Raw genomic sequence first — 18,043 nt, forward strand, 5'->3', positions numbered from 1 at the left:
ACCATGCCTGACCCTCATCCTGCCCACGCCGGCCGGGTCGTTTTTCAGTATCTCGTTCCGGTCCACGTCGAGGTCGAAGACGGCCTCGTTACCTGCGTCACCATCATTGATGAGACGCCGGTGCGCGATCCCGCCATTGTCGAGGGCGATCCTGCCGATCTCGCCTCGGCCGTCGCGGCCTCTGATGACGGACAATCCTGGCCGTCCTGGCGGTTCGGCTACTGATCTCGCTTTCACATGCGCCCGATCATCCGGTGGGGCGCAATTTTCATGCGGGCCACGGCCGCTTTCCGAGAGTGAAGAGAGGCAGAGGCCGGTCGGCCTGGCCGTGACGGGTTACGAGGTGGAGGAGAGGCTTCCGCCGCCCGTCGCGGAGTTGATCCCATGACCCTTGCCCGCCAATCCCGCGTCGCCCCGATCGGCGCCATTCTCGCGCATCATGTCCTGCCGGCCCTCCAGCACGCGCAGAAATTCCCGCTGCGGATCTCCTGCATCGGCACCGCCAGCTACGACGGCATGGAAGCCCACGGTTTTGACCAGAACGTCACCGTCGGCGAATGCCCGTCACCCGAAGAGGCCATGTCCGTCGCCAGCGGCCGGATCGCCCGCGGCGACATCCGCGTCGGGACCGACGACATGCTGCGCTTCCGCCCGCGCATGATGGTCATTCAGGACTGCGATCAGGGCCTGGTTCTCGCCGGAACCGTCAGGGCCGGGATTATCCTCTGGCAGCAGCCCGTCGCATCAGATGCCGAGGCCCGCCAGATCGTGACCGAGGCGAGCAAGCTGCGCGGCGCGGCCTTCGCCGCGGCCGGTCGCGGCGAGCACGGCCCGGCCCGTGACTATCGCTATCGCGCCAGCCAGCTTGAGGCGCGGCTGGTCGATGCGTTCTGGCGCGAGACCGCCGCCGAGCTTCTGCGATTGCCGCTGGCCGCCTGATCTCCCGCCACCGCCTTTACCGCATCCCCTTCAATTCGCCCGGCCTCGCGCCGGGCTTTGTCGTTTCAGGAGCCAGTCATGGCCGACTATTTCACCCACTTCTCCTCCCTGCTCGATGTGGGCACGCCCGCCAACGCCGCTCGCGCGCTCGAACTCTACAACACGCTCGCCGCCGAGAACGCGGCCGAAGACCCGCCCTCGGAAGGCTTCCTCGTGTCGATCGAGCCGGCGCATGGCGGCACTGCTCTGGATGCGCGATGACACCACCGGCGATCCCGCCCATGTCATCCGGTTCGTCCTGCGGTGCGCGAGCGCGTTCGGTCTCACCGGCCGCTGGGGCCTCCAATATGCCAACACCTGTTCAAAGCCGCGCCTCGACGGCTTCGGCGGCGGCGCGCATGTCGTGGATCTCGCCACCGGCGAGACCATCGCCTGGACCTATACCGATGGCTGGCTTGCCGAGGTTCTCGCCGGAGACGATCCCGACGCTCGACCTCGGCCGGCGCCCGGCTGAACGGCCGGACGCTCGTATCCGCCATCGCCACGGCCCTTATCGCATCCCTTCAATTCGCCCGGCCTCGCGCCGGGCTTTGTCGTTTCAGGAGACCCTCATGGCTATCCCCGATCATGCCCGCACGAATTTCAACACCCTGCTGCGCGCGGCAGGCGACGGCAATCTGGCCCTCATGGAGTGCCTCGATGCCGCTTCCGGCGAACGGCGTTATGTCCTCTGCGCGGTCGGCCGCGACGGTGGCGATGTCATCATGACGCCATTCGGACATCTCGCCGACGGCAATCCCTATGACGCCTATCTCCCGCCGGACCCCGATGATCCGGCAGGCTTCCTCACAGCCGAACAATGCCGGGGCACGGCATGATGACCGTCGATGAGATATTCGCCGAGGACGGGCGCAATTCTCCCGCCGAACGCTCGCTTCCGTGGGAGGAAAGCCGCAACGGCACTGTCGTCGTCGTGGAGCCGAAGCCGCATTGGGCGTCCGACATGGTGGCGTTCCGACTGACCGATCGAGCTTGGTGCTACTATGCCGACTGGTGCGCGAACGGCTCCGGCGCGCGTTTCTTTGATCATCCCGAAACCCGCGGCGACGACGTGATGATGAAGGCGCGGGCCATGATCTCCCGCGAACTCGCGGACGGCCTATGGGCGGCTAGATAGTGGGCCGGGACGGGTCCGGGCAGTGAAGGGAGAGCCGGTCAGGTTTTCCCATTCCGCTCTCTGGAGACGTTTCCCATGTCCACCGATACCCTCGCAAAACCGGCCGCCAGCGGAACGACCTTCTATCTGGCATAACCCGAACTTTTAGCATATTACTTATATCAATGAGTCTTGAAGTATTGAGATGATAATGCACGAAAAGCAGGCCCTCGGCGCCTTCGCGGCGCTGTCGCAGGAAACAAGGCTGCGCATCGTTCGTCTTCTGGTGACGGCTGGACCCGAAGGCATGTCCGCCGGCGCGATTGGCGAAGCGATGGATAGCGCCTCGTCGTCGCGCATGTCTTTTCATCTGAGCCATCTCGAGCAGGCCGGGCTTGTCGAGTCCCGCCGCGAAGGGCGGTCGATCATCTACAGCGCTGTCCTTACGGCCCTTTCCGGCCTTGTCGAATTCCTCATGCGCGACTGCTGCCAAGGCCACCCCGAGGTGTGCCATCCGGCCATGGCCGCACTGTCCTCCTGCTGCGAACCCACGAAAGGCTCTATCCGTGGCTGACACCTTCATGGACGTCATCATCTATCACAACCCCGATTGCGGCACCTCGCGCAACACGCTGGCGCTGATCCGCAACGCCGGTGTCGAGCCGCATGTCGTCGAATATCTCAAGACGCCGCCGTCGCGCACGATGCTGACGCAGCTCGTCCAGCGCATGGGCATTTCCGTTCGCGCGCTGCTTCGTGAGAAAGGCACGCCCTATGCGGAACTCGGGCTTGGCGATCCCGCGTTGACCGACGGCCAGCTTCTCGACGCCATGATGGCGCACCCGGTCCTCATCAACCGGCCTATCGTCGTCAGCCCGAAGGGTGTTCGGCTCTGCCGCCCTTCGGAAGACGTTCTCGACCTGCTGCCACCGCAGCGAGGCGAGTTCATCAAGGAAGACGGCGAGCGTGTGGTGGACGAGCGCGGCCGCCGCGTAGCGACGGCGTGAGGAAAATCCATGTCCACCTTTGAACGCTATCTGACCATTTGGGTCGCACTCTGCATCGTTGCCGGCATTGCGCTCGGCCATGTCATGCCCGGCGTGTTTCAGGCCATCGGCGCGGCGGAAATCGCCAAGGTCAATCTGCCGGTGGCCGTGCTGATCTGGCTGATGGTCATTCCGATGCTCTTGAAGATCGATTTCGCCGCGCTCGGCGAGGTCGGCCGCCACTGGCGCGGCATCGGCGTGACGTTGTTCGTCAATTGGGCGGTGAAGCCATTTTCCATGGCGCTGCTCGGCTGGCTGTTCATCGGTTGGCTGTTCCGGCCGCTGCTGCCCGCCGAACAGATCGACTCCTATATCGCCGGCCTCATCATCCTAGCCGCCGCGCCTTGCACAGCGATGGTGTTCGTCTGGTCCAATCTGACCAAGGGCGAGCCGCATTTCACGTTGAGCCAGGTCGCGCTCAACGATGCGATCATGGTGGTGGCCTTCGCGCCGATCGTCGGCCTGTTGCTCGGCCTGTCGGCGATCACCGTGCCATGGGGCACGCTGCTCTTGTCGGTCGTGCTCTATATCGTGATTCCGGTGATCGTCGCGCAGATCGCGCGCCGCCGCCTGCTGGCGACCGGCGGGCAAGCCGCGCTCGACCGGCTGCTGGCGAAGCTCGGGCCGGTCTCACTCGTTTCGCTGCTGGCGACGTTGATGCTGCTGTTCGGCTTCCAGGGCGAACAGATCATCGCGCAGCCGATAGTCATCGCGCTGCTCGCTGTGCCGATCCTGATCCAGGTCTATTTCAACTCGGGGCTAGCCTATCTGCTCAATCGGGTCTCCGGCGAACAGCATTGCGTTGCCGGCCCCTCGGCGCTGATCGGCGCGTCCAACTTCTTCGAGCTGGCGGTTGCCGCCGCCATCAGCCTGTTCGGCTTCCATTCGGGCGCGGCGCTCGCCACCGTCGTCGGTGTGCTGATCGAAGTCCCGGTCATGCTTTCAGTCGTCTGGATCGTGAACCGCTCTAAGGGTTGGTACGAGAGCGGTAGCAAGACTGCTGCCATCGCAGAGGTGAATCGCTGATGACGATCCCATTTGGAGTTTGCGATGAGCGCGCACGATGAATCCGACCGGACCATTGCCCCTGCCGAAGGCTCCGTTCTCGAAGTCTTCTTCGCTTTCCTGAAGCTCGGCCTGACGTCCTTTGGCGGTCCGATTGCGCATCTCGGCTACTATCGGGACGAGTTGGTGGTCCGTCGCAAATGGATCGACGAGGCCGGCTATGCCGATCTGGTTGCGCTCTGCCAGTTTCTGCCGGGGCCGGCGTCGAGCCAGGTCGCGTTTTCGCTCGGCGTGCTGCGCGTCGATGGGCTGATCGGCGGTCTCGCCGCATCGCTTGCGTTCACGCTGCCGTCGGCGATCATCCTGTTCGCCTTCGCGCTTGGCGCGGCCGCGTTCACCGGACCTCTCGCGGAAGGCTTCCTCCATGGCCTGAAACTGGTTGCCGTCGCCGTCGTCGCACAGGCGATCTGGGGCATGGCAAAAAGCCTGACGCCGGACAAGCCACGTGCGGCGATCGCACTCGTCGCCATCGGCATCGCGGTCTTCGCCTCCGGGTCACTCGGGCAGATCGCCGCGATCGCGGGCGGCGCAATCCTCGGACTCTGGTTCTGTCGCGGCAACGGCGCGGCCGTCACCGGCCAGCTGAGCTTTCCGGTCTCGCGGAGAGGTGGCGCAATCTCTCTGGCCATTTTTGCTGCGCTGTTCGTGATCCCTCCGTTTCTTGCCAGCGCCTCTGGTCATCAGGCGATTGCGTTGTTCGATGCCTTCTATCGTTCCGGAGCGCTCGTGTTCGGTGGCGGCCATGTGGTCCTGCCGCTCCTGCAAGCGGAAGTCGTGACGCCTGGATGGGTGAGCAATGAATCCTTTCTCGCCGGGTACGGTTTGGCGCAAACGGTTCCGGGGCCTCTCTTCACCCTCGCCGCCTATCTCGGCGCGGTGATGGGACCGGAGCCGAATGGCCTCGCCGGAGCGGGCATCGCGCTCATCGGCATCTTTCTGCCGGGTCTGCTGCTAGTCTATGGGATGCTGCCATATTGGGACGCGCTGCGGCTGCGTCCGGCGGCTCAGGCGGCGATGCGTGGCGCGAACGCTGCCGTGGTCGGTATTCTTGGCGCGGCGCTCTACAATCCTGTCTGGACAAGCGCCGTGCTTTCCCCGCGCGATTTTGCTCTGGCGCTGGCTGGCTTTCTCCTCCTCACGGTCTGGAAGTCGCCGCCATGGATCGTGGTCGTGCTGCTCGCCGTCGCTGGTCTCGTTTTTGGCGGGGTGTTGAGATGAACCGTATCGGCATCGTTCTGGCTCTTCTGTCGGCCATCTTGTTCGGGGCCAGCACGCCATTTGCCAAGCTCATGCTTGGATCGGTCGATCCTTGGATGATGGCGGGTTTGCTCTATCTCTGCGCCGGTCTCGGCCTTGCCGTCATCCACGGATCGCGTACGGTCCTGCAACTGCCCGCCGTCGAAGCGCCGTTGCGGCGTGCCGACATGCCATGGCTCGCCTTGGTCATCCTGGCCGGAGGGCTGCTCGGGCCGCTGTTGCTGATGTTTGGATTGACCCGGACAGACGCGGCGACGGCCTCGCTCCTGCTTAATCTCGAAGGGCTCGCTACGATGGGCATCGCCTGGCTCGTGTTCAGCGAGAATGTCGATCGACGGCTGCTCCTGGGTGCTTTTGCCATTCTCATGGGCGCGGTCGTTCTGTCCTGGCAGGGACAGGCGTCATTGCAATGGGGTGCGATCCTGATCGCTGGCGCCTGCGTCTGCTGGGGGATCGACAACAATCTCACCCGCAAACTGTCCTCGGCCGATCCCGTGCAGATCGCCATGTTCAAGGGGCTGGTTGCCGGCACCATCAACCTCATCATAGCGACCCTCAACGGCAGCGCCCTTCCGCCGGCAGGCATCGTCGTGGCTGCCGGCGTGATCGGTCTGCTGGGCTATGGCGTCAGCCTCGCGCTGTTCATCCTCGCTCTCCGTCACCTCGGGACCGCGCGGACAGGCGCCTATTTCTCTCTGGCCCCATTTGTTGGTGCGGTGCTGGCTGTCCTGATTTTGGGAGAGCCGATTTCGGTGACGCTCCTCATCGCCGGAGGTCTGATGGGCTTCGGCCTATGGCTGCATCTGTCCGAGCGGCACGATCATGACCACGTTCATGAAGCGATGGAGCATGAACATCGGCACAGTCACGACGAGCATCATCAACATGAGCATGGTCCGGGCGATCCGGCCGGCGAACCGCATAGCCATTGGCATCGGCATGCCCCCCTGGTGCATCGCCATCCGCACTATCCCGATCTGCATCATCGCCACGATCACGGACATGCTCGCTCGTGAGACGGCCGAAGCAGATCCCCGATCCTTACGCTGAAAGGCGGATAAGTCGCTCTCGTCGCGGCCAAGTGACCGAAATGGCGCGGAGCGACCGCAAGCCGCCCTCCGCTGCGCTTTCATGGAGGTGATCGATACATGCGCCTCGCCATCTGGTGGAGCGCTTTTTTCGGGATGGCCACAGTCTTTACCCCAAGGCACTGAGAGATAGAGAGCGGCCGGGACGGGTTTGAGCCCGTCCGGTCCGAGAGAGAGCGCCGGCGGGCTTGCCCGTTTCCGCTCTCCCGAGGATTTCCCGATGAACGCTCTGCTTCCCCTTGCCGATACGCTGCCGGCGACGCCGCTCGCAGCGCCCGGCGATGCCGCCGTCGCCGTCCACGCGGCCGCTCTGTTGATCCTGCCACATCTCGAACGCGGCGCGCGTGTCGATGCCGTCGCCCTGCGCGGGGCGATGGAAACGGCGTTCGGCGGTTCGGACACCACCGGCCTCTGGGACTGGAAAACCGCCTATGAGGCGTGCGAGGTCGCCACCGTCCTGTTCCTGCGCAAATACGGAAAGGCGCTTTTCCGCAAAGCCGGTTCTCCGGTCGCAGCACTCCCGCTGCTCGGCAAGATCGTCGGGCTTCTGCCGACCCATACCCGCCGCTCGCAGGAGAGCCAGGCGCTCCAGCAATTCTCGACACCGATCCCGCTTGGCCTGGTCGCCACGACTGCCGCCGCGATCACGACCGCCGACCGCGTGCTGGAACCCTCGGCAGGGACCGGCCTGTTGGCGATCCTCGCGGAAATCGCCGGCGGCTCGCTCGTGCTGAACGAGCTGGCCGACACGCGCGCCGCGCTTCTTTCCTCTCTCTTTCCGACCATTCCCGTCACCCGCTTCGACGCGGCCCAGATCGACGATCATCTCGACGCCGCCACCGTTCCGTCTGTCGTGCTCATGAACCCGCCGTTCTCGGCCATGGTCCATGTCGAGGGCCGCGTGGCCGACGCCGCGTTCCGCCATGTCGCCTCCGCGCTCGCGCGCCTGGCTCCGGGCGGCCGCCTCGTTGCGATCACCGGCTCGAACTTCGGCCCGGAAGCTCCGGCCTGGACCGACGCCTTCGTCCGTCTGCAGGAGCGCGGCCGCGTCGTCTTCTCCGCCGGGATCGACGGCAGCGTTTACGCCAAGCATGGCACGACCTTCGCCACGCGGCTCACCGTCATCGACAAGCTGCCCGCCGATGATCCCACGGTCTTCCCGGTCTCGCCGGGCACCGCGCCGGATGCCGCGACCCTTATGGACTGGATCGGCGCATATCTTTCGCCGCGCCTGCCGGTCGATCCCTCCGTCATCGTTCCAACCGCGGCACCCACCGCCGCGCGCAGCGTGCGCGGCTATCTCAACCGTGCCGCCAGGATCGCGCCCGCCGCTGTCGCGGCCGAGCCGGAAGGCGTCGCGCTCGCCTATGAGATCGTCGACACGCTGCCCGAAGCCGGAACCACCGACGATGGCCGTATCTCCGACGCCATCTATGAAGAATACGGATTGCAGGCGATCCGTATTTCCGGCTCTCAGGCTCACCCGACCAAGCTGGTGCAGTCGGCGGCGATGGCGTCCGTCGCGCCGCCGAAGCCGAGCTATTACCCGCATCTCCCCGCCAACATCCGCGATCTCCTGTCCGACGCCCAGCTCGAAACGCTGGTCTATGCGGGCGAAGCCCATTCGGACTATCTCGCCGGTTCGTGGACGGTGGACGAGACGTTCGATCTCGTCTCGGCCGCGCGCGACGATGCCGAGAAGGCCGTGCGCTTCCGGCGCGGCTTCTTCATCGGCGACGGCACCGGCGTCGGCAAGGGCCGCCAGTCCGCCGCGATCATCCTCGACAACTGGCTTCAGGGCCGGCGCAAGGCGGTCTGGATCTCCAAATCCGACAAGCTGCTGGAGGACGCCCAACGCGACTGGAGCGCGCTCGGCATGGAGCGCCTGCTTGTCACGCCACTGTCACGCTTCCCGCAAGGGCGGTCGATCACGCTGCCCGAAGGCGTCCTATTTACAACCTACGCCACGCTACGGGGCGACGACCGCGGCGAGCGGGTTTCCAGGGTCAAGCAGATCGTCGAATGGTTGGGCTCCGATTTCGATGGAGCCATCATTTTCGACGAGGCGCACGCGATGCAGAATGCCGCCGGAGGTAAGGGTGAACGCGGCGACGTCGCCGCCTCGCAGCAGGGCCGCGCCGGGCTTCGCCTCCAGCACGCGCTCCCGAACGCCCGCATCACCTACGTCTCGGCGACCGGCGCCACCTCCGTCCACAATCTCGCCTATGCCCAGCGGCTCGGCCTCTGGGGCGGCGAGGATTTCCCGTTCTCGACCAGGGCCGAGTTTGTCGAGGCGATCGAAGCCGGCGGCGTCGCGGCGATGGAGGTGCTGGCGCGCGACCTTCGGGCGCTCGGCCTCTATACCGCCCGCTCGCTCTCCTTCGACGGCGTGGAATACGAGCTGGTCGAGCACGCGCTGACGCCCGAGCAGACCCGCATCTACGACGCCTATGCCGGGGCCTTCGCCATCATCCATAACAATCTCGACGCGGCGATGGAGGCCGCCAACATCACCGGATCGTCCGGCACACTGAACAAGCAGGCGAAGTCCGCCGCCCGCTCGGCCTTCGAGTCCGCCAAGCAGCGCTTCTTCGGCCATCTGCTCACGTCGATGAAAACGCCGACCTTGATCCGGTCGATCACCGCCGATCTGGAAGCCGGTCATTCCGCCGTGATCCAGATCGTCTCGACCGGTGAGGCGCTGACGGAGCGGCGTCTGGCCGACATCCCGACAGAGGAATGGAACGATATTCGGGCGGACATCACGCCGCGCGAATATGTCCTGTCCTACCTCGAAACCAGCTTCCCGGTTCAGCTCTACGAGCCGTTCACCGACAGCGACGGCAAGGTCTCGTCGCGCCCGGTCATGCGTGACGGCCAGCCGGTCGAATGCCGCGAGGCCGTCGCCCGCCGCACCGCGCTGATCGAGAAGCTGGCGAGCCTGCCGGCCGTCCCCGGCGCGCTCGACCAGATCGTTCAGCACTTCGGCACCGACATAGTGGCCGAAGTGACGGGCCGCTCGCGCCGGATCGTCCGCAAGGGCCAGCGGCTCGTGGTAGAGAACCGTGCGGCTTCGGCCAACCTCGCCGAAACGCAGGCGTTCATGGACGACGACAAGCGCGTCCTGATCTTCTCCGACGCAGGCGGCACGGGACGCAGCTACCACGCCGAGCTGTCGGCGCGGAACACGCGCCTGCGTGTCCATTACCTCCTCGAACCCGGCTGGAAGGCCGACGCCGCCATCCAGGGCCTCGGCCGCACGCACCGCACCAACCAGGCGCAGCCGCCGCTCTTCCGACCGATCGCGACGGACGTGAAGGCCGAGAAGCGCTTCCTCTCGACCATCGCCCGCCGCCTCGACACGCTCGGCGCCATCACGCGGGGCCAGCGCCAGACGGGCGGGCAAGGTCTGTTCCGCCCCGAAGACAATCTGGAAAGCCCCTATGCGCGCGATGCGCTGCGCCAGCTCTACATGCTGCTGGTGCGCGGCAAGGTCGAGGGCTGCTCGCTCGACCGCTTCGAGTCAGCCACCGGCCTGAAGCTGATGGATTCGACCGGGATCAAGGACGATCTGCCGCCGATCACCACCTTCCTCAATCGGCTGCTGGCGCTCACTATCGAGCTTCAGGGCGTCCTCTTCACCGCCTTCGAGCAACTGCTGACGGCGCGCATCGAGGGCGCCATCACCAGCGGAACCTATGACGCCGGGCTGGAGACGCTGACCGCCGAGCGGTTCACCGTCACCGACCGCAAGACCATCTACGTCCATCCGGGCACCGGCGCCGAGACGCGGTTGCTCACCATCACGCAGCGCGAGCGCAATCGTCCGCTGACCCTGGACGCAGCACTCGGCCATCTCGATGACCGGCGCGCGAAGCTCCTCGTCAACGAGCGTTCCGGCCGGGCCGCCGTGCAGGTGCCGACCACCAGCATCATGCTCGATGATGGCGAGATCGAGCGCCGCGTGCGCCTGCTGCGCCCGATGGAGGGGCATAACATTCCCCTCAAGACCATGGCCGAAACGCACTGGATCGAGGCCGATCAGGATGCGTTCGCCGCCGCCTGGAGAGCCGAGATCGCCGAGGTGCCGGAGTTTGCCGACAGCACGATCCATGTCGTCACCGGCTTGCTGCTCCCCATCTGGAAACGCCTGCCGAATGAATCGACGCGCGTGTATCGCCTCCAGACCGATGACGGTGAGCGCATCATCGGCCGCAAGGTCTCTCCGGCCTGGGCCGCCAACGCGACCACGACCGGCACGATCGCGCTCACGCCCGATGACGCCTTCATGGCGCTGACGGACGGTCGCACGATCCTCGATCTCGCCGAGGGCCTTCAGCTTCGGCGCGCTCGCGTCATGGGCGCGAACCGCATCGAACTCTCCGGCTTCACCGACACCATGCGCGAGCGGCTCACCGTCTATGGCCTGTTCCACGAAATCATCTCGTGGAAGCTGCGCATGTTCGTGCCGGTCGACGCCAATGGGCCGATCGTGCTCGCAAAGCTGCTCGAACGCTGGCCTGTCGAGCGCATCGGTGAGCGGGAGGCGGCGTAAATGGCTCGCCTCGCAGCTTCCGAACTGGCGATCCGTCTCGGCCGACACGCCGAGGCGGTTTGCCGTCATTATCTGTCGTCCGGCCACCGAGCCGGACGATACTGGCAGGTCGGCGACGTCCGCAACACGCCGGGCCGGTCGATGTTCGTGCGGCTGGCCGGGCCGGAAACCGGCAAGGGCGCAGCCGGCAAATGGACGGATTCCGCAACTGGCGAGCATGGCGATCTTCTCGACGTCATCCGCGAAAGCTGCGGGCTGATCGACTTCAAGGACATTGCCGACGAGGCGCGGTCCTTCCTGGCCTTGCCGCATCCCGAACCCGAACACGGTGATCGTGGCTGGCGACCGGCATCGGTGCCGGCAGGATCGCCCGAAGCCTCGCGACGGCTCCTTGCCATGGCGAAGCCCATCGGCCGGACGCTCGTGGAAACGTATTTGCACAATCGCGCCATTACGGCTTTGCACGAAACCGGAGCCTTGCGCTTCCACCCCCGCTGCTACTATCGGGCCGACGAGAACGCGCCGACCGAGACCTGGCCGGCGATGATCGCTGCCGTCACCGACCCCGCCGGCGCCATTGCGGGCGCGCACCGCACCTGGCTCGATCCCGGCGGCTTCACCGAGGCGCGTCTTGGCCGTGCGCCGATCGAGACGCCCCGGCGTGCGATGGGTGATCTCCTGGGAAACGCCGTCCGCTTCGGCATGGGCAGCGAGGTGATGTCGGCCGGCGAAGGCATCGAAACGGTGCTGTCCGTCCGCACGGTTCTGCCCGCTATGCCGTCTCTGGCGGCGCTCTCGGCGGCCCATCTCAGCGCCATCCTGTTCCCGACGACGCTGCGGCGGCTTTACATCGCCCGCGACAACGATCCGGCCGGCGACGGTGCGATGGCGACCCTGACGGAGCGTGCGAGCGCGGTCGGGATCGAGGCGGTCGTGCTCACGCCACGGCTCGGTGACTTCAACGAAGATCTCAGGTTCCTCGGCCACGACGCACTGGCGGCACGGCTGCGGGACCAGATCGTCTCGCAGGACATAGCACGCTTCATGGTGCTGGCGGCCTGATCGGTCACGGTCAGGTGCAGCGGCAACGCGGTATCGTGGGGCCGGTTCAGCCATGGCGATCTGCCTCCGGCGCGGAGAGGCCACACCCACGGCCTTCTGAGAGGGCGATCGGGGCGTCAGGCGGGCCGGACAGGCAATGCCGGTTGCCAACGATTTTCCGCCGCGCCCCAAGGGGCGCTTTGCATCGCGAGGCAAAATCGCCGGCCCCCGTCATCCTCCTCTGCGTTCCGGCCTCCCGCTGCGCGTCCGGTGCAGGTCCGTCCCGCCCGCCGCCTTTCGTCGCCACGAAGGCCGCGATGGGCGCGGCCACGAGCCGAAGGCAGACCACCATGACCGAACACCACGATACCGACTACGAGCCGCACCACGAATCTTCCCCGACCGATCACGTCCTTCAGGAACTGGCGCTCTACGGCTACCGTCCCTTCGAGGACGAACCCGACCCGCGACCGCTCCCCGAGGGCAATGTCGTGGCCGGCAGCATCGCCGACATCTTCGACGCCCTCGTGGTGGCGCTCTCGGACACCCGCCTCGAACCCGACCTCGAAGAACTGCTCTGGGGCACGGTCAACCTCTTCCAGCGCGCGGGCGACCGGATCGCACGCGAGCTAGACGACAACGAAGTCGCGCAGCGCCGCCTTCAGAGGGAACAGGACGGCTCGGAGGTGAAGTCCGTAGAACTGGAGCGCCTGACGGCAGAGGGCCAGACCCTTCTCGAACGGCGCGACGCCTTCGAGTTGATGCGCGACCAGGCCGCCGAATACTTCGAGCGCCACACCCACTCCGTCTGGCGGCCGCGCACGGGTTCCATAGTCAACCATCGCAACCTGACCGCCGCAATGATCGACAGCCGCGACTTCCTCGCCGCGAAGAAGCAGGCCGAGAACGAGGTGCTCCTTCCGCCCGGCCCGAAAGTGGCCTTCACCGGCGGTCTCGACTACAACGACCATCGCCTGATCTGGGCCAAGCTCGATCAGGTTCACGCCAAGCACCCCGACATGGTGCTGCTGCACGGTGGAAGCCCGAAGGGCGCCGAACTCATCGCCGCGAAATGGGCCAGCAACCGCAAGGTCACGCAAATCCCCTTCAAGCCCGACTGGACCAAGCACGCCAAGGCAGCGCCGTTCAAGCGCAACGATGCGATGCTCGACACCATGCCGATCGGGGTCATCCACTTCCCCGGAACCGGGATTCAGGACAATCTCGCGGACAAGGCCCGCAAGCTCGGCATCCCGGTCATGAAGTTCGACGGCGGCGCGTAAGCGCCGCCGAAAGGCGGCTGCGACAGCCGCCAATACTTGACGACGCGGCAATGAGAAGGCTTTTATGATGTTTCCTTGCAGAACCGGCGACGCAGCATAGTCGCAGGCGGAGCGTATCTTCGGGCAGCCTGTCGTGATCCTCAACCATTCAAGTGGAGGTCTCCATGACGCTGATCCTTCTTGCCATCTCGCTCACCATCACCTTCTGCGTGATCGCCTGGCACCTCGCCATCTACGCGCTACCGGTGATGACGGGCATCACCGCGTTCCAATATGTCTATGCGACCGGCTCGGGCTTCTGGTTTTCCGCCCTTGCGGCCATCGGTGCGGCCATAGGCTCCGTCGTGCTGGTGATCGCCGTGCTTGGCTTTGCCAAAAACCCGGCCTTGCGCCTGATCGCACTCGCCGTCTTGGCCATTCCGGCCGTGATCGCCGGTTACGCGCTGGTTCATGGCGTGACCAAGCACGTAATCGACTCGGCCATCGCCATCAATATCCTCGGCGGGATCGGCGGTTTGGTCATCGGCATAGCGGCGGTGCTGAACCTCAATTCGGTCGGAACGGCTGCGCTTTCGCGTTGATCGTGTTGTTCTGATGATGCTCGCGGCATGGGCCAGGAAGGATGGGTGTCGCCCTTCGGGCCGCTCATTCGGCTGCGCCGGAACCACGCCTATGGCGCGTTTCCGCCATTCGGCTTCAATCGCTGACACGGAGCGGCAGCGATCCATCGCTCCCATGACCATCCCGGCAGCGTTCACGCCAAGCCCCCCGCCGTCCGGTCAGAACAAAATCTCATCGGGTTGCTGAATGCGCCATCGCCGTGTCGGTCGCGCCGTCCGGCCCGGTGCGTCGGCATCGGGCGAGATCTGCGAGCGCGGCGGTCGACGCGGTGCTGATCGGCCAGTGGGTTGCGCGACGAGCTGCGCTGCGAACCAGAACCTTCATGCCATCCGCAAGGCTCTGAAGCGAGCCTCGTGCCGTCAAAACGATGATCCGGCAATTGGTGCGGACACCCCGGCAGGCGTCTTGTTCTCGCGGAATCCCGGTTTGCCTCCGAAGCCGGGGCGCGGATCGACAGGCGAACGGGGCGTGGCCGGAGCGCCTCCGGGGCGGTGCGTCTGGCCCTGTCTCATCTGCGGCCAGCAAGGATGCTGTTCTGACCCGGTCTCCGTCGGGCTTACGGAAGCACCATTCCCTCCGACTGACTGATCCCCTAAGTCCGTTCTGTTTCCTTCCGGCAACCCCCGCGGTTTCCGGCCGTGTTGCCGCGCAAGCGCGGCTGCCCGCCCCACCCGGACCTTGGGGGTCAAGCCGCCGCCGAAGGCGGCGATGCAGGAGTATCCAGACGGCCTTGGCCGGGTCTCGTCGGAGGGAATGGTTCCTCCGAGAAGCAACGGAGACCTACAATGCAGAACATCGTCATCCTCGCTGGCAACATCGGCCAGGACCCGGAAACCCGCGCCACCCAGGGCGGCACCCGCATCACCCACTTCACCCTCGCAACCTCGCGCCCGCGCTACTCGGAAGGCAAGGTGGTCCGCGACGACAGGGGCTACCGGGTGCACGACACCGAATGGCACCGGATCACCGCCTTCAACGGCCTCGGCAAGACGATCGAGGAGCATTGCGAAAAGGGCATGAAGGTTCTGGTTCGCGGCCGCATCCACTACACCAAATGGACCGACCAGCAGGGCAACGACCGCTACGGCTGCGAGATCATCGCCGAGACCGTCGATTTCCTGAACCGGGCGAAGCAGACCGAGAACGACGACGGCAAGTTCATCGACGACGATGACATCCCGTTCTGATCGGACGGCCGAAGACCCGGCGGCGAAAGCCGCCGGGATTTCTCATGTTCGCCCAGGACCGACGCCGCCCTGTGTTGCGGCCCCTGAATGCTGCGTGCCGCTTTACGCAGAGGGATCAAACTGACCGGCGCACGCGAGGCGCATATTCGGCGGCGGGCATCACGCGGACCATAGACAACCGCGGACGATCGCGACCGTCAGGCAGCGAGCCAGGGCAGCGCCGGCAAGGGCAATGCAGGGCCAACCGGCTCCGGCAAGCGGAAACCACCCCGTTCTTGTGGCTTAACCTTGGTTCCGGTCCCAGCCTTCCAGGGTCAACCCTCATGGGGTCCGCTACGCAAGCGTGCGGTCGCTTCGTCTTCGCCTGCGCGATGACCCCGGCCGAGCCCAAAACACTTCGGGCGCCCGTCGAGCGGGGAATGGTCCCCGCCAAAATCGGGAGCCGGACAATGACCCTCGCAACTGCCAACGCCTACGCCGCCAGTCTCGCCTCCACCTTGATGGTCGCCATCGTCATCTTCCGCGCCGGCGACGGCACCATGAGCGTGATGCCCGCCACGGAATATGACGGCGACGATGACACCATCGTCTCCGAGATCGATCCCTTCGCGTGAAACGGGGCGGATCATCCGCCCCTCCACTTTTTGGACGCCGCCCGCACAACGCGGTCGTCGGCGCGCTGCGGGCCGAGACCGCCTTTCAGGCGCCCCGATACCGCGCAGCCCCGCGAATCACTGCACCGGAAACACGTCGCCGCAGATTTCATGCAGCGTCTTTAGACTGGCAAAATAGAGCAACGACGACTAAAATAGTCGTAGTTCTGGAATGCGCGTAGGTCCGAATGGGAGGTGATCATGCATGATCACCGCCCGACAATCACGGGCCGCACGCGCGTTGCTGGGTTGGACGCAGGAGACGCTCGCTGACAAGGCCCGCATAGCACTGACCGCACTCAAGCGCCTCGAATCCGAAAGCGGGCTCGAGGTGTATGAGGCAACACGCGATCAGACACGCAGGGCTCTTGAAGCCGCTGGCATCGTCTTCCTGTCGACCGACCGAGGGCAAGGAGTGCTATTGGTCGATGATCGCGGAAACAATCCCACTCGATCCAATCCCTCGCGCTGATCCGCGACCGGCAAGACTTGCTGGTGCACGCGGTCGATCCATTTCGGATCAATCTTGGTTAATAGACATACGTCGCATATCTACCGAGTCGGCATAATGATCGAGCCATTCGATGACCTCGCCCCGTCCGGACAAGATCTCACCGACTATGACAGGTCGCACGTCAAGCTCTACATGCGTCTGCTGGATGCGGTCGCCGACGGCGCCCATTGGGAGGAAGCCGTGCAGGTCTTGTTCGGCCTCGATCCTGCCCGCGAGCCAGAACGGTGCCGACGCATCCATGACAGCCATCTCGATCGTGCTCGCTGGATGACGCATACCGGTTATCGGCACCTTCTTCGACAGGCGCACGGCTGATCGGCCGGCAGGCGGCGTGATGCCCTTTCGACATCACCCGATGCTCTCCCCCAAGCTTCCAAATTACGCCCGGCCCGGCAAAAGTAATGCGCTCGACTTGCACGCACCATGCGGGGAGTTGATGCGATGAGGCCCGATACATCAGACTGGCGGAACGACCGCAGCTACGATTTCCTCGATGCTCTGCCGATCGAGGGCCTCGCCTGGGAATGCCTTCGCAGGCACCATCCTTATCAGGACCAGTACGCCACCCTGGTCCGCGCCCGCACCGAAACCTTGCCGCTGCCTCGCGAGCAGCAGCAGCGTTGGGGGTTGCGATTTCCCGGCAAGACCAGGTCTTTCCGCCGCGCAACAACAGGTGATCTGGTCGCCGTCGAGCGATCCAGCCGTGGTCTTGCTGTCGGAGCGGCCAAACTTCCTGCCCACCACCTCAAATGCTCTCGCCGACAGGTTCGTCGCGGAGCGTGACGGCCCCGAAGGGTCATATTCCAGTCTTACCGAACACGATCTACAGGTTCTGCTCCTTCCCGGTACGTCTCCGGGCGATCAACTCGCTGCCGTCATTCCACTTGATGATGACATCCTCGATCGCATCGATGCGCTAACACGCCTCGCGCGCACCTGGCTCGGGCGCCCGCCGCTGCCCGATACGCGCATGACGGTCGATCAACGCCGCCGCTTTCGTCTGAGGCTCCGCGCCGCAGACGGCCGCATGAACGGCGCCACCTATCGCGAGATCGCCATTGCGATCTATGGCGCGGCGCGCGTCGATACAGAGCCCTGGAAGACATCGCCACTCCGCGACGCCGCGATCGCCTTCGTCGAAGCCGGAATGGCGCTCATCGATGGAGGCTATCTGCGCCTGCTCCGGCATCGCCGTCGCGTCTAGCCTACTCCGCGGCAGGGGTGGGGATTTCAGCCACCCCAAGTTCCCCATCCCTCCCGCCGGCTTTCCTCCGCCACCGTGGTCGCTGTCAGCCGCTGATCGCCAGCGGTGCCCAGCAACCCCACGGAGGCCCGCCCCATGCGACCCGATATCACCGCGATCCCGCCACGCTACCTGCGGACCAAGGAAGCTGCCGAGTTTCTCAGCCTGTCCGCCCGCACGCTCGAAAAACACCGGACCTACGGCACCGGCCCGGCCTACCGCAAACTCGGCGGGCGCGTCGTCTATGCCGTCGACGATCTCGAAACCTGGGCCGAGCGCGGCGCCGTCACCTCGACCTCCGATCCGCGCGGCTCCGTGCTTCCCGCAAAGCGCCAGACGCTGCCGACCGGCCAGATCGCCGGCCGATACGCACGCTGATCGTGGCCGGTCCCTTT

20 protein-coding genes and 1 pseudogene are annotated in these 18,043 nt (G+C 65.4%); all 21 read left to right on the forward strand.

What is annotated here, in order from left to right; translation table 11 throughout:
* The first annotated feature begins 3 nt into the window (after positions 1–3).
* The 21 genes and pseudogenes from ACE3OG_RS05550 to ACE3OG_RS05650 all read left to right on the forward strand — a co-directional run bounded on the left by ACE3OG_RS05550 (position 4) and on the right by ACE3OG_RS05650 (position 18,026).
* Entirely contained in the window at positions 4–225 is a 222-nt protein-coding gene (locus tag ACE3OG_RS05550) for a hypothetical protein (RefSeq protein WP_374306876.1), read from the forward strand.
* 159 nt (positions 226–384) lie between these two features.
* Positions 385–939, forward strand: a complete 555-nt coding sequence (locus tag ACE3OG_RS05555; RefSeq protein WP_374306623.1) for a hypothetical protein — start codon at positions 385–387, stop codon at positions 937–939.
* Between the two features lie 78 nt (positions 940–1,017).
* Positions 1,018–1,453, forward strand: a pseudogene (locus ACE3OG_RS05560) (hypothetical protein).
* 97 nt (positions 1,454–1,550) lie between these two features.
* The gene (locus ACE3OG_RS05565; RefSeq protein WP_374306625.1) at positions 1,551–1,817 is read left to right on the forward strand and encodes a DUF6117 family protein; all 267 of its coding nucleotides are present in this window, start codon (positions 1,551–1,553) and stop codon (positions 1,815–1,817) included.
* Entirely contained in the window at positions 1,814–2,116 is a 303-nt protein-coding gene (locus ACE3OG_RS05570) for a hypothetical protein (protein WP_260347838.1), read from the forward strand. Before ACE3OG_RS05565 ends, ACE3OG_RS05570 begins: the two co-directional genes overlap by 4 nt.
* A gap of 190 nt (positions 2,117–2,306) precedes the next feature.
* Positions 2,307–2,669 carry a helix-turn-helix transcriptional regulator gene (locus ACE3OG_RS05575; RefSeq protein WP_260347837.1) on the forward strand — a complete coding sequence of 121 codons (363 nt, stop codon included), beginning with the start codon at positions 2,307–2,309 and terminating at the stop codon, positions 2,667–2,669.
* A 7-nt stretch (positions 2,670–2,676) separates the two neighbouring features.
* Complete coding sequence (arsC, locus tag ACE3OG_RS05580) at positions 2,677–3,102, forward strand: arsenate reductase (glutaredoxin) (protein ID WP_260347874.1); 426 nt, start codon at positions 2,677–2,679, stop codon at positions 3,100–3,102.
* A 9-nt stretch (positions 3,103–3,111) separates the two neighbouring features.
* Positions 3,112–4,167 (forward strand): ACR3 family arsenite efflux transporter, encoded by a 1,056-nt coding sequence (gene arsB / locus ACE3OG_RS05585; protein WP_260347836.1) that lies wholly within the window; start codon positions 3,112–3,114, stop codon positions 4,165–4,167.
* A 24-nt stretch (positions 4,168–4,191) separates the two neighbouring features.
* Complete coding sequence (gene chrA / locus ACE3OG_RS05590; RefSeq protein ID WP_260347835.1) at positions 4,192–5,424, forward strand: chromate efflux transporter; 1,233 nt, start codon at positions 4,192–4,194, stop codon at positions 5,422–5,424.
* Positions 5,421–6,479, forward strand: a complete 1,059-nt coding sequence (locus tag ACE3OG_RS05595) for a DMT family transporter (RefSeq protein ID WP_260347834.1) — start codon at positions 5,421–5,423, stop codon at positions 6,477–6,479. Before chrA ends, ACE3OG_RS05595 begins: the two co-directional genes overlap by 4 nt.
* A 292-nt stretch (positions 6,480–6,771) precedes the next feature.
* Positions 6,772–11,106 (forward strand): strawberry notch-like NTP hydrolase domain-containing protein, encoded by a 4,335-nt coding sequence (locus ACE3OG_RS05600; RefSeq protein WP_374306629.1) that lies wholly within the window; start codon positions 6,772–6,774, stop codon positions 11,104–11,106.
* Positions 11,107–12,168 carry a toprim domain-containing protein gene (locus ACE3OG_RS05605; protein ID WP_260347832.1) on the forward strand — a complete coding sequence of 354 codons (1,062 nt, stop codon included), beginning with the start codon at positions 11,107–11,109 and terminating at the stop codon, positions 12,166–12,168.
* Positions 12,169–12,497: 329 nt separating this feature from the next.
* Positions 12,498–13,430, forward strand: coding sequence for a DUF2493 domain-containing protein (locus ACE3OG_RS05610; RefSeq protein WP_260347831.1), 933 nt, complete (start codon positions 12,498–12,500; stop codon positions 13,428–13,430).
* A gap of 164 nt (positions 13,431–13,594) precedes the next feature.
* A complete protein-coding gene (locus ACE3OG_RS05615; protein ID WP_260347830.1) occupies positions 13,595–14,011 on the forward strand; it encodes a hypothetical protein in 417 nt (138 codons plus the stop codon).
* Positions 14,012–14,836: 825 nt separating this feature from the next.
* Complete coding sequence (locus ACE3OG_RS05620; RefSeq protein ID WP_260347829.1) at positions 14,837–15,238, forward strand: single-stranded DNA-binding protein; 402 nt, start codon at positions 14,837–14,839, stop codon at positions 15,236–15,238.
* A 449-nt stretch (positions 15,239–15,687) separates the two neighbouring features.
* Positions 15,688–15,852 (forward strand): hypothetical protein, encoded by a 165-nt coding sequence (locus ACE3OG_RS05625; protein WP_170138923.1) that lies wholly within the window; start codon positions 15,688–15,690, stop codon positions 15,850–15,852.
* A 244-nt stretch (positions 15,853–16,096) separates the two neighbouring features.
* The gene (locus tag ACE3OG_RS05630) at positions 16,097–16,363 is read left to right on the forward strand and encodes a helix-turn-helix transcriptional regulator (RefSeq protein ID WP_260347828.1); all 267 of its coding nucleotides are present in this window, start codon (positions 16,097–16,099) and stop codon (positions 16,361–16,363) included.
* A 96-nt stretch (positions 16,364–16,459) separates the two neighbouring features.
* Positions 16,460–16,720 carry a DNA -binding domain-containing protein gene (locus ACE3OG_RS05635; protein ID WP_260347827.1) on the forward strand — a complete coding sequence of 87 codons (261 nt, stop codon included), beginning with the start codon at positions 16,460–16,462 and terminating at the stop codon, positions 16,718–16,720.
* A gap of 126 nt (positions 16,721–16,846) precedes the next feature.
* Positions 16,847–17,188: a transcriptional regulator domain-containing protein gene (locus ACE3OG_RS05640; protein ID WP_260347826.1), complete on the forward strand. Its 342-nt coding sequence runs from the start codon at positions 16,847–16,849 to the stop codon at positions 17,186–17,188.
* The gene (locus ACE3OG_RS05645; protein WP_260347825.1) at positions 17,109–17,609 is read left to right on the forward strand and encodes a DUF2285 domain-containing protein; all 501 of its coding nucleotides are present in this window, start codon (positions 17,109–17,111) and stop codon (positions 17,607–17,609) included. Before ACE3OG_RS05640 ends, ACE3OG_RS05645 begins: the two co-directional genes overlap by 80 nt.
* 135 nt (positions 17,610–17,744) lie before the next feature.
* Positions 17,745–18,026, forward strand: a complete 282-nt coding sequence (locus tag ACE3OG_RS05650) for an AlpA family transcriptional regulator (protein ID WP_260347824.1) — start codon at positions 17,745–17,747, stop codon at positions 18,024–18,026.
* Positions 18,027–18,043: the final 17 nt, after the last annotated feature.

It is taken from the genome of Methylocella sp. (genome assembly GCF_041905455.1).
GTDB lineage: Bacteria > Pseudomonadota > Alphaproteobacteria > Rhizobiales > Beijerinckiaceae > Methylocapsa.